29 protein-coding genes and 1 tRNA gene are annotated in these 23,449 nt (G+C 50.2%); 18 read left to right on the forward strand and 12 right to left on the reverse strand.

The window, feature by feature from the left end; genetic code table 11:
- Positions 1-41: 41 nt before the first annotated feature.
- Positions 42-290 (forward strand): DUF1232 domain-containing protein, encoded by a 249-nt coding sequence (locus IPH19_04085; protein QQR60561.1) that lies wholly within the window; start codon positions 42-44, stop codon positions 288-290.
- Here IPH19_04085 and IPH19_04090 read toward each other — a convergent pair.
- The 4 genes from IPH19_04090 to ruvB are packed head-to-tail and all read right to left on the reverse strand — an operon-like array spanning position 287 to position 2,648.
- Positions 287-748, reverse strand: coding sequence for a C39 family peptidase (locus tag IPH19_04090; protein QQR60562.1), 462 nt, complete (start codon positions 746-748; stop codon positions 287-289). The genes IPH19_04085 and IPH19_04090 overlap by 4 nt on opposite strands.
- A 2-nt stretch (positions 749-750) precedes the next feature.
- The gene (locus tag IPH19_04095; GenBank protein ID QQR60563.1) at positions 751-1,341 is read right to left on the reverse strand and encodes a PH domain-containing protein; all 591 of its coding nucleotides are present in this window, start codon (positions 1,339-1,341) and stop codon (positions 751-753) included.
- A 4-nt stretch (positions 1,342-1,345) separates the two neighbouring features.
- Complete coding sequence (locus IPH19_04100; protein ID QQR60564.1) at positions 1,346-1,594, reverse strand: hypothetical protein; 249 nt, start codon at positions 1,592-1,594, stop codon at positions 1,346-1,348.
- Between the two features lies 1 nt (position 1,595).
- Positions 1,596-2,648, reverse strand: coding sequence for a Holliday junction branch migration DNA helicase RuvB (gene ruvB, locus IPH19_04105; protein QQR60565.1), 1,053 nt, complete (start codon positions 2,646-2,648; stop codon positions 1,596-1,598).
- Between the two features lie 62 nt (positions 2,649-2,710).
- Here ruvB and IPH19_04110 point away from each other — a divergent pair, with 62 nt between their 5' ends.
- The 9 genes from IPH19_04110 to IPH19_04150 all read left to right on the forward strand — a co-directional run bounded on the left by IPH19_04110 (position 2,711) and on the right by IPH19_04150 (position 8,254).
- The gene (locus tag IPH19_04110) at positions 2,711-3,367 is read left to right on the forward strand and encodes a DedA family protein (GenBank protein ID QQR60566.1); all 657 of its coding nucleotides are present in this window, start codon (positions 2,711-2,713) and stop codon (positions 3,365-3,367) included.
- Positions 3,368-3,384: 17 nt separating this feature from the next.
- Positions 3,385-3,471 (forward strand) — tRNA-Leu (locus tag IPH19_04115).
- 46 nt (positions 3,472-3,517) lie between these two features.
- Positions 3,518-3,886: a DUF2200 domain-containing protein gene (locus IPH19_04120; protein QQR60567.1), complete on the forward strand. Its 369-nt coding sequence runs from the start codon at positions 3,518-3,520 to the stop codon at positions 3,884-3,886.
- A 4-nt stretch (positions 3,887-3,890) separates the two neighbouring features.
- A complete protein-coding gene (locus IPH19_04125) occupies positions 3,891-4,196 on the forward strand; it encodes a YdeI/OmpD-associated family protein (GenBank protein ID QQR60568.1) in 306 nt (101 codons plus the stop codon).
- A gap of 182 nt (positions 4,197-4,378) precedes the next feature.
- Positions 4,379-6,304, forward strand: a complete 1,926-nt coding sequence (locus IPH19_04130) for an RHS repeat-associated core domain-containing protein (GenBank protein ID QQR60569.1) — start codon at positions 4,379-4,381, stop codon at positions 6,302-6,304.
- A 10-nt stretch (positions 6,305-6,314) separates the two neighbouring features.
- On the forward strand, positions 6,315-6,644 hold the full coding sequence (locus tag IPH19_04135) for a hypothetical protein (GenBank protein QQR60570.1): 330 nt from the start codon (positions 6,315-6,317) through the stop codon (positions 6,642-6,644).
- Between the two features lie 52 nt (positions 6,645-6,696).
- Positions 6,697-6,975: an RHS repeat protein gene (locus tag IPH19_04140; protein ID QQR60571.1), complete on the forward strand. Its 279-nt coding sequence runs from the start codon at positions 6,697-6,699 to the stop codon at positions 6,973-6,975.
- A gap of 9 nt (positions 6,976-6,984) precedes the next feature.
- On the forward strand, positions 6,985-8,016 hold the full coding sequence (locus tag IPH19_04145; protein QQR60572.1) for a hypothetical protein: 1,032 nt from the start codon (positions 6,985-6,987) through the stop codon (positions 8,014-8,016).
- Complete coding sequence (locus IPH19_04150) at positions 7,934-8,254, forward strand: hypothetical protein (GenBank protein ID QQR60573.1); 321 nt, start codon at positions 7,934-7,936, stop codon at positions 8,252-8,254. Before IPH19_04145 ends, IPH19_04150 begins: the two co-directional genes overlap by 83 nt.
- 66 nt (positions 8,255-8,320) lie before the next feature.
- Here IPH19_04150 and IPH19_04155 read toward each other — a convergent pair whose 3' ends face one another.
- On the reverse strand, positions 8,321-8,725 hold the full coding sequence (locus IPH19_04155) for a hypothetical protein (protein ID QQR60574.1): 405 nt from the start codon (positions 8,723-8,725) through the stop codon (positions 8,321-8,323).
- A gap of 101 nt (positions 8,726-8,826) precedes the next feature.
- On the opposite strand from IPH19_04155, the gene IPH19_04160 reads away from it, so the two are divergent.
- Positions 8,827-9,507 carry a hypothetical protein gene (locus tag IPH19_04160; GenBank protein ID QQR60575.1) on the forward strand — a complete coding sequence of 227 codons (681 nt, stop codon included), beginning with the start codon at positions 8,827-8,829 and terminating at the stop codon, positions 9,505-9,507.
- Between the two features lie 61 nt (positions 9,508-9,568).
- Here the strand turns inward: IPH19_04160 and IPH19_04165 are convergent, their stop codons facing one another.
- Both IPH19_04165 and IPH19_04170 read right to left on the reverse strand, forming a co-directional pair.
- Entirely contained in the window at positions 9,569-10,543 is a 975-nt protein-coding gene (locus tag IPH19_04165) for a hypothetical protein (GenBank protein ID QQR60576.1), read from the reverse strand.
- A gap of 1 nt (position 10,544) precedes the next feature.
- Positions 10,545-11,534, reverse strand: coding sequence for a carbohydrate kinase family protein (locus IPH19_04170; GenBank protein QQR60577.1), 990 nt, complete (start codon positions 11,532-11,534; stop codon positions 10,545-10,547).
- A gap of 64 nt (positions 11,535-11,598) precedes the next feature.
- Here IPH19_04170 and IPH19_04175 point away from each other — a divergent pair, with 64 nt between their 5' ends.
- The gene (locus IPH19_04175; GenBank protein ID QQR60578.1) at positions 11,599-11,934 is read left to right on the forward strand and encodes a YtxH domain-containing protein; all 336 of its coding nucleotides are present in this window, start codon (positions 11,599-11,601) and stop codon (positions 11,932-11,934) included.
- 94 nt (positions 11,935-12,028) lie between these two features.
- Positions 12,029-12,661: a 16S rRNA (uracil(1498)-N(3))-methyltransferase gene (locus tag IPH19_04180; protein QQR60579.1), complete on the forward strand. Its 633-nt coding sequence runs from the start codon at positions 12,029-12,031 to the stop codon at positions 12,659-12,661.
- A gap of 38 nt (positions 12,662-12,699) precedes the next feature.
- Here IPH19_04180 and clpB read toward each other — a convergent pair whose 3' ends face one another.
- Entirely contained in the window at positions 12,700-15,333 is a 2,634-nt protein-coding gene (clpB, locus tag IPH19_04185) for an ATP-dependent chaperone ClpB (GenBank protein ID QQR60580.1), read from the reverse strand.
- 91 nt (positions 15,334-15,424) lie between these two features.
- Entirely contained in the window at positions 15,425-16,153 is a 729-nt protein-coding gene (locus tag IPH19_04190) for a hypothetical protein (GenBank protein ID QQR60581.1), read from the reverse strand.
- Between the two features lie 40 nt (positions 16,154-16,193).
- Here IPH19_04190 and rsmI point away from each other — a divergent pair, with 40 nt between their 5' ends.
- Genes rsmI through IPH19_04210 form a run of 4 tightly spaced genes read left to right on the forward strand, consistent with a single transcriptional unit; the run spans position 16,194 to position 19,684 of the window.
- A complete protein-coding gene (gene rsmI, locus IPH19_04195) occupies positions 16,194-16,865 on the forward strand; it encodes a 16S rRNA (cytidine(1402)-2'-O)-methyltransferase (protein ID QQR60582.1) in 672 nt (223 codons plus the stop codon).
- Between the two features lies 1 nt (position 16,866).
- A complete protein-coding gene (locus tag IPH19_04200) occupies positions 16,867-18,375 on the forward strand; it encodes a methionine--tRNA ligase (GenBank protein ID QQR60583.1) in 1,509 nt (502 codons plus the stop codon).
- Positions 18,372-18,854: a CvpA family protein gene (locus IPH19_04205; protein QQR60584.1), complete on the forward strand. Its 483-nt coding sequence runs from the start codon at positions 18,372-18,374 to the stop codon at positions 18,852-18,854. Before IPH19_04200 ends, IPH19_04205 begins: the two co-directional genes overlap by 4 nt.
- Complete coding sequence (locus tag IPH19_04210) at positions 18,851-19,684, forward strand: TatD family hydrolase (GenBank protein ID QQR60585.1); 834 nt, start codon at positions 18,851-18,853, stop codon at positions 19,682-19,684. Before IPH19_04205 ends, IPH19_04210 begins: the two co-directional genes overlap by 4 nt.
- Here the strand turns inward: IPH19_04210 and IPH19_04215 are convergent.
- Genes IPH19_04215 through IPH19_04225 form a run of 3 tightly spaced genes read right to left on the reverse strand, consistent with a single transcriptional unit; the run spans position 19,676 to position 21,205 of the window.
- Positions 19,676-20,053: a hypothetical protein gene (locus tag IPH19_04215; GenBank protein ID QQR60586.1), complete on the reverse strand. Its 378-nt coding sequence runs from the start codon at positions 20,051-20,053 to the stop codon at positions 19,676-19,678. The two genes, IPH19_04210 and IPH19_04215, sit on opposite strands and share 9 nt — an antisense overlap.
- Entirely contained in the window at positions 20,028-20,564 is a 537-nt protein-coding gene (locus IPH19_04220; GenBank protein QQR60587.1) for a hypothetical protein, read from the reverse strand. The genes IPH19_04215 and IPH19_04220 overlap by 26 nt, the downstream gene beginning before the upstream one ends.
- The gene (locus IPH19_04225) at positions 20,561-21,205 is read right to left on the reverse strand and encodes a hypothetical protein (protein QQR60588.1); all 645 of its coding nucleotides are present in this window, start codon (positions 21,203-21,205) and stop codon (positions 20,561-20,563) included. The genes IPH19_04220 and IPH19_04225 overlap by 4 nt, the downstream gene beginning before the upstream one ends.
- Before the next feature lie 55 nt (positions 21,206-21,260).
- Between IPH19_04225 and IPH19_04230 the strand changes: the two genes are divergently transcribed.
- Positions 21,261-23,447 (forward strand): DEAD/DEAH box helicase, encoded by a 2,187-nt coding sequence (locus IPH19_04230; protein ID QQR60589.1) that lies wholly within the window; start codon positions 21,261-21,263, stop codon positions 23,445-23,447.
- The last annotated feature ends 2 nt before the right edge of the window (positions 23,448-23,449 follow it).

The following is a 23,449-nucleotide window of genomic DNA, read 5'->3' on the forward strand; positions in this document are numbered from 1 at the left end:
TATAAAACACGCGCTCTCGACATGCTATGCTAGCCAGGACTATGGCGCGAATGCATTTTTTGCCTGATTGGAAAGGTATTTGGCGATTCCTGAGAGATGGATCAAGCGATTGGAAGCCAAAAGTGCTCGCTTTGCTCGCGATTGGTTATTTGTTGTGGCCGATTGATTTTTTGCCGGATCTCGCACCCATTATCGGCTGGTTGGATGATCTTGGTTTTGTCGGACTAGCAACTTGGTACTTGGTGAATGCGAGCGCGCAGCACAGCAAACGAATCGGGAAGGGCGATTAGCCTTTGTCTTTTTTCACGGCCATCATCCAATGCGTTGTTGGCGCTCCAGAGGCGCCGCCCTTGTCTTTCCAGAAAAGCTCAAAAGCCTCGATCGTTAAAATGCGGATGCCGCTTTCTGTTGCCGGATCCATCATGAAGATTTTCATCTTGCCGACATCGTAGACGACGGAGTAGTGATCCTTGCCTTCCAGTTGCCAACCGACGATGACAGGGAAATCGTCATCAACAAAACGGCGGATATCGTCGATCGTGGCGTTTTCTACCGGAGTTGGCTTGAGTCCTGCTGCGGTTGCGCCAGAAATCATTTTGGCATGCAAAGCATGTTCATCCGGCGTGACTTCACACAGCTTGGCGATTTCATCGTGCGTATAATCTTTCTTGAAATAGGTAAGCACGACTTTTAACGCAGCAGGTCCACAGAGACCGGGGAGCATGCGGACAGGTGTCATTGGTCTCATACTTATTTGGCGTGTTGGTTTGGTTTATCAGGCATTTGAAATTCTGAAACGGCTTCATCGAGCTGTTCTCGGCGTTCAATTTCCGCGAGCTCGAGAATTGATTTGCTCACACGGTTCGGGTGAGGGATTTCTTCAAAGATGAAACGGGTCTTTTCTCCAGCAGTCTGGATTTCTACGTCGCCAAAGTCGAACAATGTTTCTACGACGCCTTTTACTGTGCTTGTAACGTCTTGAACACGGTAGAGACGTAACTCTGAAACGGTGCGCGCAAAGAGGCCGGTTTGCTCGATGTTCAGGACGCGTTTGTTGGTAACGATCCAGACATCGAGATAATAATCCATGAAGTTCTGGAACAGGAAGAGCCAGGCAAAAAGGAAGAACGCTGACGCTCCAAGGACGACGAGCGGCATGAGTACCGGATCAGCGATCAGCTCGGCTTGGTAGAACGGGAGGTACCAGAAGAGGAACGGTACGCAGCCGAGCAAAAGGAGATAGCCGAGGACGAGCCAGAAAATGGTCAGCGGATGGCGATGCAAAACATGCACGATCTTTTCATCGGGAATAGCGTTTGGAAGATGATTGAGATGCAGCATGTGATTATTGTGTGAGGCCAGGAAGCGTTGTCGGGATGACGGAGATGGTCTGAGACCAATCGACGCCCATGAGATAGAGGCCGGTAGCTCCAAGAACGAGTAATGCAACGATAACGAATGCGCTATTGCTTGCGACGGTCATGAAACCAGAGATACCAAAGCGTAAGCTCATAGCGCTCGTGATGAGCGCTAAAAGGCCAAAGCCCAGGATCAGGATGGCCCAAACGGCCAAGAAGAGAATCAGGGGAACCATGTTATTGAAGGATTGTACCTTGGCGTTCCGGAGGCGTGAAGCCGAGATGCTTGTATGCCAGGTCGGTGGCCATACGTCCGCGGAGTGTGCGTGCTAACAAGCCTTGCTGGAGCAAGAACGGTTCAATGACTTCTTCCAGTGTTTCCATTTCTTCTGAAGTCGCAGCAGCCAAGGTCGAGAGTCCGACGGGACCGCCTTGGAATTTATCGACCAGGGCTTTGAGGACACGACGGTCGGCTTCATCGAGGCCGAGCGTATCGATTTCAAGTGCGGCTAAGGCTTTGTCGACAACAGTTTCATCGAGTATCCCGCCGGCCATGACTTGTCCGTAGTCGCGTACGCGTTTTAACAGGCGATTGCCGATACGCGGCGTGCGGCGGCTACGATTAGCGATGAGCTCGAGCGATGGTTCTTCTATCGTGAGGTTGAGGAGGCCGGAGCTGCGGCGCATGATCTCTTTCATCTCATCAGGACCGTAGAAGTCTAGGTGGAAGTGCATGCCAAAGCGGTCGCGGAGCGGAGCGGAGAGCATCGAGAGGCGAGTGGTAGCGCCGATGATCGTGAAACGTTTCAGATCAAGACGCAGCGTGCGGGCGGTCGGGCCTTTGCCGATGACGAGGTCGAGAGCGAAGTCTTCCATGGCAGGATAGAGGACTTCTTCAATCGAACGGTTCATGCGGTGGATTTCATCGATGAAGAGAATGTCGCCTTCCTCGAGGTTGGTGAGAATGGCCGCTAGATCGCCGACGCGCTCTAAAGCCGGGCCGCTGGTGATGCGGACATTGGATCCCATTTCATTTCCGATGACATGGGCGAGGGTTGTTTTGCCGAGACCTGGCGGACCGTAGAGAAGAACGTGATCGCATGGTTCGCTGCGGCCTTTGGCAGCCTCTATAAAGATGCGCAGGTTTTCTTTTACGACAGGCTGACCGATGAAGTCACCAAGGGTTTTGGGGCGTAGCGCGGCATCAAAACCAACTTCCCGTTCTTGGACTTCCGGGGAGACGACGCGTTCTTCTACGACTTCCGTGAATTGTTCATCATTCTGTTCCATATCTGTTCGGCTCAAGACTAGCACGGTATCGAGAAAGTCAAAACTTCGTGTAGAATGCGCCCATGCTACAAATTATCGATTTTTTCATCCACTTGGACAAATATTTGTCGCAATTGGTGGCCATGGCTGGAAATTGGACGTATGTCGTACTTTTTCTGATTATCTTTTGTGAAACTGGGTTGGTTGTCATGCCAATTCTTCCTGGCGACTCGCTTTTGTTTGCCGCTGGTTCTCTTGCTGCATTGAGTGCGCTTAATTTTTGGGGGCTGCTCGTTATCTTGTTTCTTGCGGCGGTTGCCGGAGATGCATTGAATTACTGGATCGGCCGCGAGATCGGACTTAAATTACTTGAAGGACCTTTGGCAAGATTTATTGACCGGAAGCATTTGGAGAAGGCGAATCATTTTTACGAGAAACACGGTGCTAAAGCGATTGTGTTTGCACGCTTTGTTCCGATCATGCGTACGATTGCTCCGTTTACTGCTGGCGTTGCCCGAATGGATTATCCGCGCTTTTTTCACTACAACGTTATTGGTGCATTGGTATGGGTTAGCTTGTTTACGACCGCCGGTTATTTGTTTGGGAATATTCCGGCCGTGAAACATAATTTTAGTTTGGTGGTTATCGGTATTATCGCCGTTTCGCTTTTGCCGACGGTGGTTGAGTGGTGGCGGACTCGTAAATACGTGACGCCTACTGACAAAACAATGGCGTCGTGATAGAACGACGCTGGCTTGCCCGGGTGGCGGAATTGGTATACGCGGAGGACTTAAAATCCTTAACCCGTAAGGGTGTGCGGGTTCGACTCCCGCCCTGGGCACCATGACAAGAACCGCCGAAAGGCGGTTTTGTGATAACGTGAAGCAATTATGAAGCAACCAGACGCCAAGACTCTGAAACGGGTCTATGCCTATAGCTTTGCCAGTATCTATCCGCTTTATCTTACAAAGGCGGAAAACAAAGGGCGTACAAAATCTGAAGTCGATGAAGTGCTACGTTGGCTGACGGGATACACGCAGAAGCAGCTAGAAGCGCAGGTGAAAAAGGAAGTAGATCTTGAAACGTTTTTTGCAAATGCTCCTAAATTAAATCCGGCGCGATCCCTGATTCAGGGCGTGGTCTGCGGTGTCCGAGTGGAAGACATTAAAGAGCCAACGATGCGGGAAATTCGTTATATGGATAAGTTGATTGACGAATTGGCAAAAGGAAGGGCCATGGAGAAAATTTTGCGGAAATAATTTTATGCCAAAGACTGTACAAAAAATCGCGACGGGTGTCGTGCATACGGTACCGGCGGATTTGCGGAAAGCGTTGACGGCTGATCCCAAGGTGCTTGCAAAATGGAATGATCTTACGCCGCTCGCACGTAACGAGTGGATTTGTTGGGTGACGTACGTCAAATTGGCGGAAACGAGACGCGAGCATGTTGAAAGAACGATCTCGCAATTAAACGAGGGCGAGCGTCGGCCGTGTTGCTGGCCGGGTTGTCCTCATCGCAATCCAAATGCGAAGAAGTGGTTTGGAAAGTTGAAGATGAAGGTGAAGTAATGCGCCAACAAAAAATCTCCGAAGTATTTTCGGAGATTTTTTAAATATATAAAATTTTAATAAATCAATTAGGCGAATTCTGTTTTCATCTGTGGTAGTGTGCGTAAGATTAAAATTTTATATTATGCACACGTCCCGAGGTTGCGTATACCTATGACCATTGTGCGTATGGTATTGGCAGTTTGTGCACGGCGAGTTCTACGGCTTTAAGTATCACCAATGCTTATAATCCGCTGCGCTTACTTGCTTCTGAAACAAAGACAATTGACGGCACGGGTTATACAACTGCGTATACGTATGATCGGCAGGGGAATCTGTTAACGATTACTAATCCGGATAGTTCACAGATTAAATATACGTATGTCGATGGCCACTATTTGCAAAACGTTTCCAAGAAGGAAACAACGGATGCGGATTATGTTTCGATCGTGAATAGTATTGAATATGCTCCGAATGCGCAGGTTTCGAGGATGAGGTTTTCAAACGGGGTCACGGTGACAAATACATATGATCCAGCCAAGCTTTATCGTTTGACGAATAAAGTTAGCGTTCTTCCGAATGCGAGCAATGCCCAGAATTTGAGCTATACCTATGATGCTGTAGGAAATATCACTCAGCTTGTTGAAGGTGCTTCCAGTACACAGCGGACCGTGAATTATGGATACGACGATCTCTATCGTCTTACATCTGCCGTGGCCACGGGTACTCCTTCCGGCGTCTCAGGCTACAATCAGACGTTTAGCTACGATGCGCTAGGCAATATTCTGACTTCAGATCAAGGGAGCTATACATATGCTGGTACCGCGTATGCGAATCCGCATGCGGCAACGGCTATCGGTGGACTTAGCCTTGCGTACGATAATAATGGAAACCTGACGGGAACCAACGGTCCATCCACGAGCACCCTCTCTTGGGACTATCTCAACCGTCTCACGCAGTATGTGACTTCCAGCACAACCTCGACATATGCCTATGACATGTCGAATATCAGAATTAAGGAAGCGGTTGCCGCAAGCACGAGTACCGTTACAACCCACTACCCAACCAAGTACTACAACATCACATCCGGTAATCCGACAAAGCACGTTTTTGCCAATGGTGCCGTGATTGCAACGATCATGGGCTCTGGAGCATCTTCTACCGTCTCTTCGGTTCTTACAGACCATTTAACAGGCTCTAGCGTGGTCACGAATGCGTCAGGAACGATTATTGAAGCCACAGACTATTATCCGTATGGAGGGATCAGGGTTGATGAGCAGACAGGCTTCAATGAGCAGAGGAAGTTTGCGGGGCATGAGTATGATGAACCGACGGGACTAAGTTACATGCATGCGAGATATTACAATTCGAATGCTGGAAAGTTCCAGTCCCAAGATCCAGTATTCCTTTCGCTTGGCGATGCGGGAAAACTGAAGCAACTCTCCGGTCGCGATACGGTGATGTTCCTCGCTAATCCGCAGCTCCTTAATTCGTACTCGTATGCGATGAACAGTCCGCTCATGTTGCGTGACGAATCAGGTAATTGCCCAATTTGTATCGCGCCATTTGCCTATGCTACGGCATATGCGCCTGTGTGGGTGCCTGCGGCAATCACGTGGACTGCGGCTGCGGCGATAGCCATCACAGCTCCATTGGTCGGTGGGCAAGCTTACTCTTACGCGCACGGCGACCAGGTAACGGGCGACAGGATGGGGGCCGCGGCGATGACGATTAACGGCTTTGCCGCTGCCGGTGCCGCTGGTATAATGTCAGTCGACACTACGATAAAGGCAACTAATCAGGTTCAAGTCAACAAGGCGGCGGGTGATGCCTTTGAAGCCGAACGGGGACAGGCGTTGCGAACCCAGTATTCAAACGTACAGCCTCAAATCACTATTAAATCGGGGGACGGAACCAAAACTCGGGTAGATTTTCTTGGCACAGACGCCATGGGGAATATATGCTTATTCGAGTGTAAATCATCAGCAACCGCACCTTTGACCCAAAATCAGTCACAAGCGTTCCCTCAGATACAGCAATCGGGAGGTTCTGTGGTCGGACAAGGTAAGCCGGGATATCCCGGTGGCACACAGATACCGCCTACACCCGTGAATATTATTAGACCCTAAAATAACCCATATGTCTGTCGAACAGGAAAAAATAGTCGATTTTATCGGGGATAACGAGGCTGCGAACGAAGTCGTGCTCTTTATTACGGATCATCTACCCTGGGACGATTCGGCTAATGAGCATTTGAATTTGCTTCAAAAAAAAATTAATAAATATATTGCGTTCATCGAAAGCGGTGAGCTCGTACAACTACGGCCATCCGCTGTCTCGAAAAAGAAGGTCATTGAGGTACAGACAAAATATGAGAATAGTGACATCGCGAATAGCTTCTATAAGCACGCGAAAGAACGAATGGATGGTAGCGGAATCGAACTGAGATTTAGTTACCAAGGCAATTAGTGGAACCGAGGTTGCATATACCTACGACAATTGTGCCTATGGTATTGGCAGTTTGTGCACGGCGAGTTCTACGGCTTTAAGTATCACCAATGCTTATAATCCGCTGCGCTTACTTGCTTCTGAAACAAAGACAATTGACGGCACGGGTTATACAACTGCGTATACGTATGATCGGCAGGGGAATCTGTTAACGATTACTAATCCGGATAGTTCGCAGATTAAATACACATACGTCGATGGCCAATTCTTGCGGAATGTTTCCAAGAAAGAAACAACAGATGCGGATTATGTTTCGATCGTGAACAGCATTGAATATGCTCCGAATGCGTAGGTTTCGAGGATGTTGTTTGCAAATGGGGTCACGGTGACAAATACGTATGATCCAGCCAAGCTTTATCGTTTAACGAATAAAGTTAGCGTTCTTCCAAATGCGAGCAATGCCCAGAATTTGAGCTATGCGTACGATGCTGTAGGAAACATCACCCAGCTTGTTGAAGGCGCTTCCAGTACTCAGCGGACCGTGAATTATGGATATGATGATCTGTACCGTCTCACGTCTGCCGTGGCGACGGGTACTCCTTCCGGTGTCTCAGGTTATAATCAGACGTTCAGCTATGACGCGCTTGGTAATATCTTGAGTTCTGATCAGGGAAGTTATACATATGCCGGCACTTCATATGCTAATCCGCATGCAGCAACGGCTATCGGTGGACTTAGCCTTGCGTACGACAACAATGGAAATCTTACGGGGATGGACGGTTCGACTACAAGCACGCTTGCTTGGGATTATCTCAACCGTCTCACGCAATACGTGACCTCCAGCACAACCTCGACCTATGCCTATGACATGTCGAATATCAGAGTCAAAGAAACGGTCGTCGCTAGCACGAGTACTGTCACAACGTTCTATCCTACAAAGTACTACAACATCACATCAGGCATTCCGATAAAGCATGTCTTTGCCAATGGTGCCGTGATTGCAACGATCATGGGCTCTGGAGCATCTTCTACCGTTTCCACGGTTCTCACAGACCATTTAACAGGCTCTGGCGTGGTTACTGATGCTTCAGGAACGATTATTGAGGCGACGGACTATTATCCGTATGGAGGGATCAGGGTTGATGAGCAGACAGGCTTCAATGAGCAGAGGAAGTTTGCGGGGCATGAGTATGATGGGGATACGGGTTTGAGTTACATGCAGGCGAGGTATTACAATGGAAGCGTAGGGAGGGAGTGCTTTATCGAATATTTATTTTCAGAATCGTTCAGGAGTTATGAAAGATCAAGCGATGTCCAGAAAGACGATCATCGGTGCGCTTCTCGCTCTCGTCGTTCTTGTTGGCGGTTATATGGTTTGGCAGGGCTTGTATAAGAATAGTCAATTGTATGAGGGGGATGTCGTTGTTCAGAAGGTCGAGCAATTCCGACTAAAGAATGGTCGTCTACCGAAGGATCTTCGTGAAATAGGGATTTTGGAAACCAATGATGGATATTTGTCCTATGAGAAGCGGGGAGATGTGCATTACGCCGTATTTTTAACGGAGGGCTTTGATGATGTTTGGGGCTATTACTCGGACACAAAGCAGTGGGAAAATAGCTATCGAAAATAAATCTTTGTTCGGTGTCATTTAAAAACACTCCCGATCGGGAGTGTTTTTATTCGGTGAATGTGACTTCTATGCCTTCGATGCTTCCAGAAGCGACTTGTAGCTCGCGCGATGTTTCCACAAGTAGTAGGCGTTGAGCACGAGCAGGATGTTGCCCATGATAGCGCCGGGTGTGAAGAGTCCGCCGTCGAGGACGAGGTGGAAGCCGATGATGTTGAGCGTGATCGGCAAAATAAGAAGCATGGCGAGTGGCATGCGCTTGGTCCACATGCAGACCAACGCGATGGCAAAAACGACGGACATCATGAAGGTGACGTACTTGGCATCCATCAATACACGAATGTACTCGTATGCTTGAGGCGTGTTGTAGAGGTCTGGTGTTGGCGGAGGGAAGATGCCGGTTGCGCCAAGAATCGGCATGACGAGCATGAGGCTGAGCAGGACTTTGAGAACGATATCAATGACTTTTTTCATAGGTTGCATGAAACGTTATAATACTTTCTTGTTTTTGTGAAGGCTGTAAACACCTATTGACATTTTATTAATTTTGTGGTAATTCCGATGCGGAGGCAGTCATGAGTTCTGATCATGTTCTTTCCATCCGGTTTGATGAGCCTGGACCGAGGTCGTTTTCGTTCAAGATGCATGGCATCCGGCTCTTGGTGCGAACCGAGGGAGAGGCCATTCTGATCGAAACGAATGCAGCGAGCGTCGAGCACCAAGAAGGTGAGCTTCGTTCAATGCTTACGCTTCGAGGCGTGAAGATCGTCCCCGAAGTCGCTGCGACCCAGCCTAGTGAGGGTATGAAGATCATTCTCGACCGCTTGGTCGGAACGATCAAGCCCAGTACGAGGGCGGCAAATGCTCTCCAAAACAATGGCATCAAGTATATCGGACAGCTTGTACAGCTGACTGGTCGCGACTTGACGCGGATGAAGAACTTCGGTGCGACCAGTGTCGGTGAGCTTGAACGCAAACTGTCTCAACTCGGCTTGCGCTTTGGCATGAAGTTGGATGGTTGGACGGAGCCAACCGGGTATACCGATGCCCAAAAGTCGCTTTTCAATCTACCATTGGCCTCTCTCGAGTTGTCAGAGAAGACTCAGAAGAAGCTCAAGAAGGCCGAGCTGAGCACCGTGATCCAAGTCATCGAGACGTGTAAGCTTAAGCGTTCGGAGCTTGATTATGCTACGTACTTGGACCTCGCGAGCGCTCTTAATAAACTGGGCATTGACTTGTGGAACTTGCCGGACTGACTACTTGGATGAACTTAAAAAAAACTATGACCCCGCTCCTCGTGAGGAGCGGGGCTTTCATTTACCTAGACACAAATTCATCCTTTCCCAATCGTTTTTCCGGCGGAGGAGTTTTGAGACCTAGTAATCGGTAGATATCGTCTTCCGTGTGAACGGGGACGAGTTTTCCTTTTTTGGTTAATCCGTACTCGTTCAATTTGTAACCTTGTTTGATCGCGCGTTCACGCAGCAAGATATTGTGACGACGATCGCCGGTGAAATATTGGAGCGTGGAGCCAAAGACTTTGTCGGGGACGACGCGCAGATCGCAGTCGATGCCCATTTTGAGACGGACGGATGAGCCGGTTTTTCCAAAGGTATGCACCGTTTCTACTTCTGGCATCGAGGTGAAGGCTTCCATGACGGATTTTGGATTGGAGGAAGTCGCGATTAAATCGATATCGCCAATATCTTTTTTCTTGCGGCGCAGTGAGCCGGCGTAGGTGCAATGTTTCACGCCTTTTACCTTTTTGAGATACGCTACAATTTTGTCGGCGATCGGTAGAACTTTTTTGAGCGAGTGACGGCCGGTTGAGGAGCGCATGAGCGCAATACCGTGCGCGAGTTTTTCTTCCGACTTTGGACCCCAGCCTTTGAGTTTGCGAAGTTTTTGATGTTCGATCGCAAATTCAAGATCGTCGATATTGGCGACCTTTAATTTCTTCCATAATTCGCCGATATGTTTTGGACCCAAGCCCTCGATGCGCGAGAGGCCCCAGATATCGACAGGAAATCTTCTTTTTAATTGTTCGTACTCTTTTACATGTCCGGTGCGGAAATATTCGTCGATTTTGTAGGCGATGGCCGGACCGATACCTGTTAGCTTATCGAGCGCTTTCATCCCACCGTCTTTCCAGGTTTTTTTGATGTCGTCTCCAAGGCCTAAGACCGATTCGCTTGCGAGTTCGTACACCTGCGGACGGAATGGATGTCCTTTGATGGCATGCCAATACGAAAATTCAAAGAGCATTCTTGAGAGAAATTCATAGTCCTTCATACTAAGCTGCCATGACTGGTTTTGATGTGACTTTTACCTTGGCGAATTTTTTGAGAGTAGCGCGCATTTTGGTTGTGTTGAGCAGGCCTTTTTGCGGACCGATATGTTGGACAACGCTCCAGCCATTTGCGGTTCCAGCGCGCATCGCGTCCGGAATGCTCCAGCCGAGATGGCGTGCGCAGGTGAAGGCTGTGGCATACGAGTCGCCGGCACCGGTGCGTTCAATGACCGGGCCCGGGTAAACGCTCATGCTCCAGATGGTTTTTCCGTCGGTTGCGTGCGAGCCGTTTGGCCCGTCCGTGATCACGACGATTTTTGGACCGAGATGCTTGAAGCTCATGAGGAGATTCACAACAGGGCGCTCGCCATCGCCAAGGAGAAGTTCTGCTTCTTGTTTGTTGACGATGAAAATATCGGAGCGCGCGACGACGGGTTTGATCGACTCGAGTCCGCGTCGTAATTGTTTAGTGCCTGGGTTGAAGCAAAGCTGCTGTTCCGGACGCTGTTTCAAATGCGCGAGCAATTGTTTTTCCATGCGTTCATGCCCAGGCCCGAGGGAGGTGTAGTAGATCCATTTTGCTCCGTCCAGTTTTGGGAGAATGTACGTGCGCTTTTCCGCGTGAACGAGAATCGTGCGCTCGCCTTTGAAATTGAGCACCGTGGAGTAGTTGGTGCCGTGTTTGGCATCGATCGTTACATATTTTGTTGCGACCTTTTCTTTTTTCCAGCCCATGATGATTTCTTTGCCGATGTCGTCTTTACCAAGAATGCTGACGATCGCGCTGCGCAAACCCATGCGGCTTGCACCGACGGCAGCGTTGGAAGCGTTACCGGCTCCAGGAATTTGCGTGACTTTGTCGACAGGGATTTTTTCCGCGTATTCAAGACAAAGCAAGCATTGTTCTTTGTTGATTTGGCAGGAAAGCGAGGCTTCGCTTAGTTGTAAAAAGACATCAAGGGTCGAGTCTCCGATGGCGATGAAATCGTACATAGTATTGCGACGATCCTAGCATGCCGTTACAATGCAGGCATTAACTCCTACGATAAATAACTCTATGGCTGATATTAAGAAACCGTCCTCATCACATCTCGGTGCAGGTTTGGCCGCCGGCGCCGCTCTTGGTTTGGCCGCTGGCTTGTTCCTCCAGTCTCGCAAGGGAAAGGAATTGACTCGCGATGCCATGAAGAAAGCTCAGTTGCTTCAAAAACAGGTACAGAAGAAGATCAAAGCTTCCGGTATTTTGAGCAAGGAGAAGTACGAAGAAATTGTCGATTATATGGTCGGCTACTACTCCAAGACCAAGGAGATCGCCGCTAAAGAGATTCCGGTTGTCCGCAAGTTTCTCATGGACCAGTGGAAGGGTATCGAAGGCGAGATGAAGAAAAAATAGTTTTCAGGTTTTAGTTGTCAGGTTTTAGTCTTGACCACTGTGCGTATCCATCGATTTATCGGTCCATACGATCTCCGTTTTTCGGAGAATCGTTTTGGAAGACGAGGCGGCACGCCAGATGTCGCTCGTCTTAAAGCTGCGTACGGGTGAACAGGTCGTGTTGTGTGATGGTCAAGGAATGCAGGCGACCTTTACGATCGCGGAGATTTCCAAAGGCCGCGTCGGACTCGCACGGATGAATGAGCCCGATGTTGTGCCTACGGAGCCGCGCCATGTCGTGACTTTGTATGCCGCCATCCTGAAGCGCGAAAATTTTGAGTGGCTGGTCCAGAAAGCGACGGAGTGCGGCATTTATCGAATTGTTCCGATTTTGACGCGCCGTACCGTGAAGCAGGGGCTTAAGATCGAGCGCCTGCGGGAAATTGCGCGCGAGGCAGCCGAGCAGAGCGGGCGGGGTCGATTACCGGAAATTGTTGAGCCGATGCCGTTTATCTCTGCGCTTGAAGCGGCGACGCAAGCCGGATCAACGTATTTTTTTGATATCGGCGGCAAGCGTTATACCGGCGGGGGAGAGAAATGTTCGATTTTCATCGGACCGGAAGGCGGTTGGGATCCGGAGGAGCGCGCGATGGCGATTGAGTCGCGAGCGATGATTGCGGATCTCGGTGCTCGCGTCCTGCGAGCGGAGACGGCGGCGACGGTAGCCGTGTTTCTCTCAAATCAGTAATCAAATAAAAACGATCCGCCTGCGCGGATCGTTTTTATTTATTTGATGATAATTTTGTCTTTGCTGGCATCCACCTTCACTTTGTCGCCTTCTTTGACGGTACCGTCGACAATCTTGAGGGCGAGTTCATCGAGGATCAGGTCTTGGATCGCGCGCTTTAACGGTCGTGCGCCATAGCTTGGGTCGTAGCCTTTTTCAGCAACGAGAGCTTTGGCTTTTTCGGTGAACTCAATGTCGATTTTCTTCGCACGCAATCGCTTCAAGACTTCTGCGAGCTGGAGATCGACGATCTGTGTCAGATCCTTTTTGCCGAGCGATTGGAACATGACGATTTCATCGACGCGGTTCAAAAACTCAGGTCGGAAATAGTCACGCAACATATTCATCACCTGACTCTTTACGTGCTCGGCGGTTGATTCTTTTTCATTCTCGCCATCGTTGAATCCGATTTCTCCTCGTTTTTTACCAAAGTCGAGAATGACGTCGGAGCCGACGTTTGAGGTCATGATGATAACCGTGTTTTTGAAGTTGACCGTGCGGCCCTTGCCATCTGTGAGGCGGCCGTCGTCGAGGACTTGGAGCAAGGTGTTGAAGACGTCTGGGTGGGCTTTTTCGACTTCGTCGAGCAAGACGACGGAATAAGGACGGCGGCGGATTTTTTCCGTGAGTTGTCCGCCTTCATCGTGGCCGATGTAGCCCGGAGGCGAGCCGATCATGCGCGAGACGGAATGTTTTTCCATGTACTCAGACATATCGACGCGGACCATGGCTTCTTCATCGTCGAACATGATTTCTGCGAGAGCTTTTGCCAGCTCCGTCTTGCCGACACCTGTCGGGCCGAGGAAGAGGAACGAGCCGATTGGACGTTTGTCTTCACTGATACCTGCGCGAGAACGGCGCAATGCGTTCGACACCGCTTTCACGGCTTGGTCTTGTCCGATGACACGCTTATGCAATTCGTCTTCGAGTTTTGTGAGCTTGGCGGCTTCTGACTCGAGCATGCGGGCAACAGGAATGCCGGTCCAGCGGGCGACAACGTTGGCGATATCTTCATCTGTTACGGCATTTTTCAAGAGCCCGCGTTTACCTTGGAAGTCTTTTAATTTTACTTCTGCGTCAGCGAGCTTCTTTTCAAGGCCAGGGATTTTTCCGTAGCGGATTTCTGAAACTTTTTCCAAATCGCCGCGGCGCTCTGCGATATCGGCCTCGGCTTTCATGGATTCTTGTTCTTTTTTGGCAACCTGAATTTCCTGGATTAATTCTTTCTCAGCTTTCCATGAGATTTCCATGCCTTGCGATTTCTCGCGTACCTCGGCCATGCGCTTCTCGACTTCCGAGAGGCGTTCTTTGGAATCCGTATCATCTTCCTTTGATAACGCGCGCTTTTCAATATCAAGTTTCACGAGCTCGCGTTTCATCTTGTCGAGTTCTTCCGGAAGGGAATCGATCTGCATGCGCAAAGCGGCGGCGGATTCATCGACCAAGTCGACGGCTTTGTCCGGAAGGAAACGGTCGGTGATATAGCGGGCGGAAAGTTTTACGGCGGCGACAAGAGCGCCGTCGGTGATGCGGACGCCGTTATGCACTTCGTATTTATCTTTGATGCCACGCAGCATCGCGAGCGTGTCTTCCTCGCTTGGTTCATCAACAAAGACGGGCTGGAAACGGCGGGAGAGAGCCGGGTCTTTCTCGATATGCTTTCGATATTCCTGAAGCGTGGTTGCACCAAGCGCGCGCAATTCTCCGCGAGCAAGAGCCGGCTTCAGCATGTTGGACGCATCAAGCGAACCGCCTTCACCGGAAGCACCGGCGCCGACGAGAGTATGAAGCTCATCGATGAACAAAATAATTTTGCCGGAAGACTTCTCGACTTCACGGACGACGGCTTTCAAACGTTCTTCAAATTCACCGCGAAATTTTGTTCCGGCGACGAGGGAGCCGACATCAAGCGCCATGACTTCTTTGTCTTTGAGCGATTCAGGAACATCGCCAGCAACAATGCGCTGAGCAAGACCCTCAACGATGGCTGTCTTACCCGTACCGGCTTCACCGATAAGAACAGGATTGTTTTTTGAACGACGCAGCAAGATTTGCATCACGCGGCGGATTTCTTCATCGCGTCCGACAACCGGATCAAGTTTTTCTTGGCGGGCGAGTGCCGTCAGATTGCGCGCGTATTTTTCCAGGGCTTGATACGCGTTCTCTGGTTCCGGTGAATCGATCTTCACGTTTCCGCGAACGTCTTTCAACGCTTTTAAAATTTCATCAACAGTCACTTTGTAGCGCTTGAGAAGGCTAGAAGTATCGTCTCCGCCATCAGCGAGCGCGATAAGCAAATGCTCGGTTGAAATGTAGGCGTCTTTAAATTGGTTTGCAGCGCGTTCTGCGGACTGAAGTGTCTTGGCAATTTCTGGAGTCAAATACAATTGTCCGAGTCCGCCCATGCCTTGGGTTTTTGGAAGCTTGATCAGCAAATCATCGAGGTCGCCTTTGAGGGAGGGGACATCGATCGCTAGTTTTTTGAGGATGGCCGGAACAACACCGTCTTCTTGTTCAAGCAAGGCGGCGAGTAAATGAATGGGCTCCAGGGCTTGCTGGCCGTTCCCGAGGGCGAGCTGTTGAGCGAGCTGAAGCGCTTCTTGTGATTTGGTGGTGAAGTTTTGCGGAAGCATAGCGTTATTAGCACTCTAACATATCGACTGCTAATTTTGCAATATTGCTTTTAGGTATCAAAAAACCGTCTGTTCAGGTGGTTTTTTACGATTATTGCGGACGCTGTACAACGACGGGTCCGTTGATATCGGTATAGGTAACCGTTAGGACGCCGGCCGTTGTCTGAAGCGAGAGGTAGCTGGGGAGATCGTTACGGAGACAGATTTTGTAGGGAACGCGTTTACCTGCTGCGTTGACTTGGTTCAAGGTGTAAAGCGTGCAGCCGGTTGCATCTTCCTTGGTTTCTACGGTGCGCGTGTTGTCACTGACGATGCGGGAGACATCGGTGCCGTCTGGGGCGAGGGCGTTTTGGAAGAGGGTTGTGAACTGTCTGCCCTCGTTTGTATTGGAGATGTTGGACCAGGTTGTTGTGTTTTGTCTGAAGAAAACCGTTTCACCTGCGATGTAGATTTCTGATGAGAGCGTGCCTTGTGCGCTCGGAACCTCCAATTTACCGAGAATGCCTTGATCGCGATTGACATCGGCAGAAGCTTTGACGGTGCCCGAGGCCGTCGGAATGATCATGGTTGTGCGATAGGTTTTGGCGACGGAAAGATTTTTCAGCGCTTGGCGTGCAAGTATACCTTCAGGCGACGGCCCTTCTTGGTCGACGGGACGCGGTGCGTTTGGATCAAATGGCGTGGCGGTTTCTGTTTTTGTCGGAATGACCTGCGTGTTTGCCGGGTTGATATTGGTTCCAGGTCTACGGCAGCCTAGTCCTAACAACGCTAGAGAAATCGCGAGCATTGCGATCGAAAAAGTGCGGTGGCGGACATTCATATGTTGGCATGATACGATTTTTCAGGTAAATCATCCACCCATGGCCGGAATTCTCTACATCGTGGCAACTCCAATCGGTAATCTCGAAGATATTACGCTTCGGGCTTTGCGTACCTTGAAAGAGGCGGATGCTATCGCTTGTGAGGACACGCGCGTATCCGGCAAGCTTTTGAAGCATTACGAGATCAAGAAGACGCTGATCGCGCTCCATGAGCATTCGGCCGATAAAATTGTTGAACGGATTGCTGGTGAAATTAAACAGGGTCGATCTATTGCGTATATCTCAGATGCCGGGACTCCGGGGGTGAATGACCCTGGCGGCAAGCTTGTGGCTGCTTGCGTGCAGCATGGGATCAAGATCGAACCGATTCCAGGGCCGTCGGCTTTGACGACAGCGATCTCGGTTTGTGGTTTCGCGATGGATGATTTTGTTTATCTTGGTTTTGCGCCGCACAAAAAGGGAAGACAGACGTTTTTTCAAGAAGTGGCTGCCCGTGAAATTCCGACGGTCTTTTTTGAGTCAACACACCGTATCGGCAAGGCGATGGAGTCTTTGGCTGCGACTTTGCCTAAGGATCGCCAGATTTTTATTGGTCGAGAGCTTACCAAGATGCATGAGACGCTCTATCGCGGCACCGTTGACGAGGCAGCGAAACAGCTTCAAGCTACCAGTTCTAAGGGGGAATTTGTGATTATTGTCGGTCCTGCCTGATATGTCCAAGTATTATCTGACTACAACCTTGCCGTATGTGAACGCTGATCCGCATATCGGCTTTGCTTTAGAAATTATCCAGGCAGATATTTTGGCGCGTGCTGAGCGTTTGCGTGGAAATGAGGTTGTCTTCAATACCGGTACGGATGAGCACGGCTTGAAGATTTGGCAGAAGGCGCAGGAGGCTGGGGTTGAGCCAAAAGCGTATTGCGATGAGTACGCTGCCAAGTTTGATGGATTGAAAGATGCGCTGAATCTTACCTATACGAATTTTATTCGTACGACGGATGCGCATCATGTTGCGGCTGCGCAGGAATTTTGGAAGCGATGCGATGCGAGCGGAGATATTTATAAGAAAGCGTACAAGGTGAAGTACTGTGTCGGTTGTGAATTGGAAAAGACGGACTCGGATTTGGTTGATGGCCGCTGCCCGATCCATCCAAAGTTGGAAATTGAAATTATCGATGAAGAAAATTATTTCTTCCGTTTTTCAAAATACGGCGAGGCGCTGCTTGCGCATTATGAGTCCCATCCGGATTTTGTGGTGCCTGATACGCGTTTGAACGAGATTCGCAGCTTCGTTGCTGGAGGTTTGCAGGATTTTAGTATTTCGCGTCTTGCATCCAAGCTTCCGTGGGGTGTTCCGGTGCCAAATGATCCTGAGCAGGTGATGTATGTTTGGTTTGATGCGTTGGTGAACTACGTCTCGACTCTGGGTTGGCCAGAGAATCAAAAGAACTTTGAAGATTATTGGCCGGGCGTGCAGGTGGCCGGAAAAGATAATTTGCGTCAGCAGTCGGCGATGTGGCAGGCGATGCTGCTTTCCGCCAAATTGCCGTTGTCCAAACAGATTTTTATCCACGGCTTTATCACAGCGGAGGGACAGAAGATGTCCAAGTCGCTGGGAAATGTCGTGAATCCTTACGATCTTGTCGCGCGATACGGAACGGATGCTGTCCGTCATTATCTCGTGGGAGCGCTGCCGGCTTATGCGGATGGCGATTTCTCACAGAAACTGTTTGAAGAGCATTACGGTTCCAAGCTTGTGAACGGTATCGGAAATTTGTCTTCACGCGTCGGCACGATGGTTGGGAAATATTGTGAGGGGAAGGCGCCGGCTATTGCTCCGGATATTTTTGATGTCGATGGTTTCTGGAAGCGATATGACGATGCGCTTGCGCGATTCCATTTTGACGATGCATTGAAGGCGATCGATGAATTGGTTGCGTCTTGCAATAAGGAGATTGATATTCAGGCTCCATTTAAGAAAGCGAAGGAAGGAATTGATGTGAGTCCGTTTATGTATCAGTTGTCGGAAGCGCTCCGTCATATTGGATTGGCTTTGCTTCCGGTTATTCCGGAAGGCGCAACCAAGGTGCTCGCTAATCTTTCTGTTGATGCCGAGAAAGCGAGCTGGAGCGATCGGAGCTGGGGAGGTTTGAAGCCGGGAGCATCGATCATGAAGGGTGATATATTATTTCCCCGCCTTGAGGTAGAATCCAAAACATGATCTTGGTCGACATTATTCTTCTCCTTATTATCTTGTCCTTTGTTGGGCGAGGTTGGAGAAATGGCTTTGTTGAGATGTTGGGGGAGTTGGTTGGAGCTGTTTTAGCTTTTATTGCCGCCAGGTTTTTAGCGCCAGGCCTCGGACAGATCTTGGTGCTTTTGATGCCTGGAAGGCTCGGTCTCGCGCAGTTTATCGGTTTTGTGATCGTGTTTGTGATTGTCATCCGATTGGTCGGATGGTTGTTTACGCTGGCTGATAAGCTTTTGAAGATTGTTACAGCTCTTCCGATTATTTCGTCTGTCGATAAAATTATTGGCGCGATTCTTGGATTGCTGACCGGTGTCGTTCTTGTTGGATCGAGTGTTTACGTTGTTTTGACTTTGCGTTTGGATCCGACGTTGATCTCCTGGCTTGGAGGATCGACCGTTGCGCGTTGGAGCATGTCGGCGTTTACGAGCGTGCTGAGATTTTTGTTGTGAAGCCTTTTCTCATCGACACGCACTGCCATATTCATTTTCCTGCCTACGATACCGATCGTGAGGAAGTTTTAGCGCGAATGAAAGAGAAGAATATTTGGGCGATGACGATTGGAACGGCGACAGAGAATGGAAAGAAGGCGATTGCGCTTGCGGATGCGACGGAAGGGGTTTGGGCTACGGTCGGATTGCATCCTTCCCATACGACTTCCGACCACATCGATACGGATGAAGGAGAGGTTGATGAGCATGATGTGACGGTTGAAGGCTTGGTTTCCCTTGCGCGAACTTCCAAGAAAGTTGTGGCGATTGGGGAGGCGGGTTTGGATTTCTTTCGACTTCCTGAAGATCGGGAACCGGCGATTGAGAAGCAGGAAAAGGTTTTTCGAACGCATATCGAGGCGGCAAAGGAATTGGATTTGCCGCTTGTGATTCATTGTCGTGATGCGCTGACGAGACTCGCGGAAATTTTGAAGGAGACCGGTTATGCAAAAGGGGTCGTGCATTCATTTACCGGAACTTGGGAGGAAGCAAAGCCGTTGATTGATCTCGGGATGTATATCGCTGTAAATGGCATTGCGACGTTTGGTTTGAGAAAAGGGCAGGATCCGGCGAATGCCATAGACATAACCATCAAACATATGCCTTTGGATAGGCTGCTTTTGGAAACAGATGCGCCTTGGCTCGCGCCGACGATGCATCGAGGCAAGAGAAATGAACCGGCGTATGTTGAGGAGGTTGCGAAGCATGTCGCTAACGTTCGCGGGATGACTTTGGAGGAAGTCGCAAAACAAACGACAGAGAATGCGATCAATTTGTTCCGGTTAGGGTAGGGAAATTTTCTTTCCGTTTATTTTGAGCAAACCGTCTTTCACGAGACGATCGACCATGGCTGTTATCCAGCTTTGGTCGATTTTTGAAAATGCTGGATCGACCATCGGGCCTATCTTTGAAAGGATGATGGGGGAATCGGATTGTCTGATGACAGCGAGGATACGGCCGCGGAAGATGCGGTCGGGCCAGCGTTTTCCCTCGCGGATTTTTTCGACAGACTTTTTTACCATGCGCTTTGGTGTCGCGACTTTTCCGGAAAGAAATTTTGGTGCGGCGAGGCAGTCGTTTTTCAGCGGACAAATTGCGCAGGCGGGAGTTTTGGTGCAGAGGGACGTTGCGAGATCAAAGGGCCGCTTGAGGGATATCAAAATAGCGTCCGGTTTTTGGGAGCCAAGCGTCGGCGTGTTTGCGGATGCGTTCGTCGTCGGTTGGTTGCGGGTAGGGTTTGCCGAGCCATAATCGACCACCAACGCGGCGGAGATTGGTGTCGACTGGCCAGCGGCGTTCATGGAGAGAGAAGGTGGCGAGTGCATCAGCGGTGTAAGGACCGATGCCTTTGAGCGCGAGCCATTCGTCGCGTGTTTTTGGTATTCCTTTGGATCTAACGCTTTTAGCGATATCGCGCAGGGCGAGTCCGCGGCGGTTGTAGCCGAGTCCGGCCCAAGCGTGAATGATGTCTGCGTTGGATGCTTTGGCGAGTGCGCTCCACGTCGGGAAGCGTTTCATCCAGGCGCGGTAAAAATCGATCACGCGAGAGACTTGGGTCTGCTGCAACATGATTTCCGAAACGAGAATTCGATATGGGTCACGCGTATTCCTCCAAGGAAGCTTGCGGCCTTCTTGGTCAAACCAGGTTAAAATTTTCTGCCAGGGTTTCATTCGCGGAAGGTGAGCGTCGATAGCGTTTCCAAAAAGTTTTTTTCCGCTTGTACGTTCGCTGGTTTGGCCCAAATGAGGATGGTCGAGGAGCCGCCGCTTTGATCGCGCAGAATCCATTCACTTCCGCGCGTTCCGACGAGGAGGTGGCCGTCGACAAAATAGACGAGATCTCCGGTTGTGGTGGCTTGTCCGCGCCACATCGCTTCGCGGCCTGGATCGTAAGGTTGAATGCGCAGCCAGCCAAAATCAAAAAACATTTCATTTCCGCTGTTGGCGTTGTTAGGTGGAAGTCGGAGCGTGTAGCCAAGAGGGAGGTTGATCCATTCTTTCCACGTTGTTGATACGCGCGTTTTGATCAGGGGTTCGGCTTTGGCGAGCAGATCGCGTTCCTCATTGTATTTACGGATGAGCTCTTGCGCACTACGAATCTCGTTGGAGGCTGTGTCGAGCTTTTGATTGGCTTCATCGGCGAGTTTTTTACTGGCAGTCGCCAGCTCCTCCGACTGTTTACGAGCCTGTTCTGTGGCGGTGGCGAGTCGTGCACGGTCGCTATTTGCCTGAAAAAGGAAATATCCCGTGCCGATAGCGGTTGCGAGCGCTCCCAAGAGGATCCACCCAAAAATAGACCAGGATTTTGCCATAACGATTGTGATCGTAGCGTAAAAGACGAAAGCATGGTACCCTCCCGCCTTAATCATGCCTGGTCAACCAAAGCCTCGGCTTCACGCCCTCGACACTATCCGTATCCGCATTTCTTTTGCGGATGGCGGGGCTTTGCGTGTGGAGGCGATTGTCGACTACGGAACGCTGCATGTTCCGCTTATGTCGCTTGCCGGAGCCATGGATTCCAAGACGGATAAGGACGGACGGGTGCATGAAGCGGATCGTGATTGGGATGTGGAAGGGGAGGCACGTGTTTTTTTGGCCCATGCCTATCCGATGATCCCGACCGATGAGGCGCATGTGTTCCGTGTTCCTGCGGATGAGATGTACGCGTTTTCAAAAGATGTTCTTCCGGAGCTTGAGTATCAATATACGGTAGAGGCTGACTCCGGGGTCTTGGAAAAACTCGCTGTACGCCGTTTGGCGATTTCGCCTGAGATCGGTATCTCATCTTCGCGTACGGGTTGGTTTGATTTTTCCGTGGCGTGGCATTGCAAGGAAGCGGATATCGATACAAAGGAATTGCTTGAGGCCGTGAGCAGCGGACGGCCGTTTGTTCGCACGAGCGATGGCACGTTGATCGAGTATGAGAATACGGAAGAGCTGGAACGCCTCGCGGATTTTTTGAATCGCGCTGAACAAAAAGATGACGGTTCATTTTCTGGCCGATTATTTGATGCGCCAGAAATGCAGGCGCTGCTTGAGCGTATCCAGACAGCCCGAATGGAAACGACGGATGCAGCATTCCGCCAATTTTTAACGGAAGCCCAAGCCGGTAAACCGATTGAGCCGATTGATGCACCAAAACATCTGGATCCGATTTTGCGTCCTTATCAGAAAGATGGAATGTCTTGGATTGCGTTCTTGCGTAAATACGGTTTTGGCGGAATTTTGGCTGATGACATGGGTTTGGGTAAGACGTTGCAGGTATTGGCTTTTCTAGCAGCCACGCGCAAGAAAGGTGATGCGCCTGACCTCGTTGTTTGTCCAAAGACGTTGACGCTGACTTGGTCGGAGGAGACGGCTAAATATGTTCCAGAGCTGAAGGTGCTGGTTATTGAAGGCACGGCCGAGGAGCGCGAGCAGACGATCCGCACGATCGATAGCTACGATCTTGTGATCACGACGTACCCTTCTCTTCAACGTGATCTGCCGCATTATTTGGATCGCGGTAAGGCGTTCCGCACGTGTATTATCGATGAAGCTCAGTACATCAAGAACTCTGCTACGGCGACGGCCAAATCGGTTAAATTGGTTCCGGCGGATTTTCGTTTGGCACTAACCGGTACGCCGCTCGAGAATGGTGTGCATGAATTGTGGTCGATCTATGATTTTTTGATGCCGGGCTTTTTGGGAACGACGGCGGATTTCCGAAAGCGTTATGAGCGGCCGATCAAAGATCGACAGGATCAAGGTGCGCTCGATCGTCTGCGTACGCGCATCCGTCCGTTTATGCTACGCCGTACCAAGGTAGCTTTGTTGAAAGATTTGCCGCCTAAAGTCGAGCAGACCATGCATGCGCCGCTTACGCCTGAGCAGTTGGTTGTTTATACCCGTACGCTCGAGGAAGTGCGCGAGAATGTCATGAAGGCCGTGGCGGAGAAAGGTTTTGCCCAATCGCGTATCGAGATTTTGACGGCATTGATGAAGCTGCGTCGTATTTGCGATCATCCGGCGCTTGTCGACCCTCGTCTCCCAAGAACGGAAGAGATGTCAGGAAAGATGAGTTTGGCGCTCGAGCTGGTGCGGCAAGCGGTTGAGGGAGGGCATAAAGTATTATTGTTCTCGCAATTTACAGGCATGCTCGACCTGCTGCGCGATTCACTTGATGAGCTGGATATCGGACATGCGACGATTGAAGGTAAAACACGGGATCGTGAAGGGGAGATCAAGAAGTTTAGTAAGGATCCAAAGATCCCGGTATTTCTTTTGTCATTGCGCGCCGGCGGTACTGGGTTGACGCTTACGGAAGCTGATACGGTTATCCTGTTTGATCCGTGGTGGAATCCAATGGTTGAGGCTCAGGCCATGGACCGTGCGCATCGTATCGGCCAAACAAAATCGGTGAACGTGTACAAGCTTGTGACGAAGGGTTCTGTTGAGGAGAAAGTCATGGAATTACAGATACGCAAGCGCCAGTTATTTGATGCGCTCGTTCAGGAGTCGGAGGCGGACTTGGGTGCGCTGACTTGGGAGGATGTGCAGGGCTTGTTGGCGTAACA

The organism is Candidatus Uhrbacteria bacterium (genome assembly GCA_016699205.1).
In the GTDB taxonomy this organism is placed as follows: Bacteria; Patescibacteriota; Patescibacteriia; order 2-12-FULL-60-25; family 2-12-FULL-60-25; genus CAIXDN01.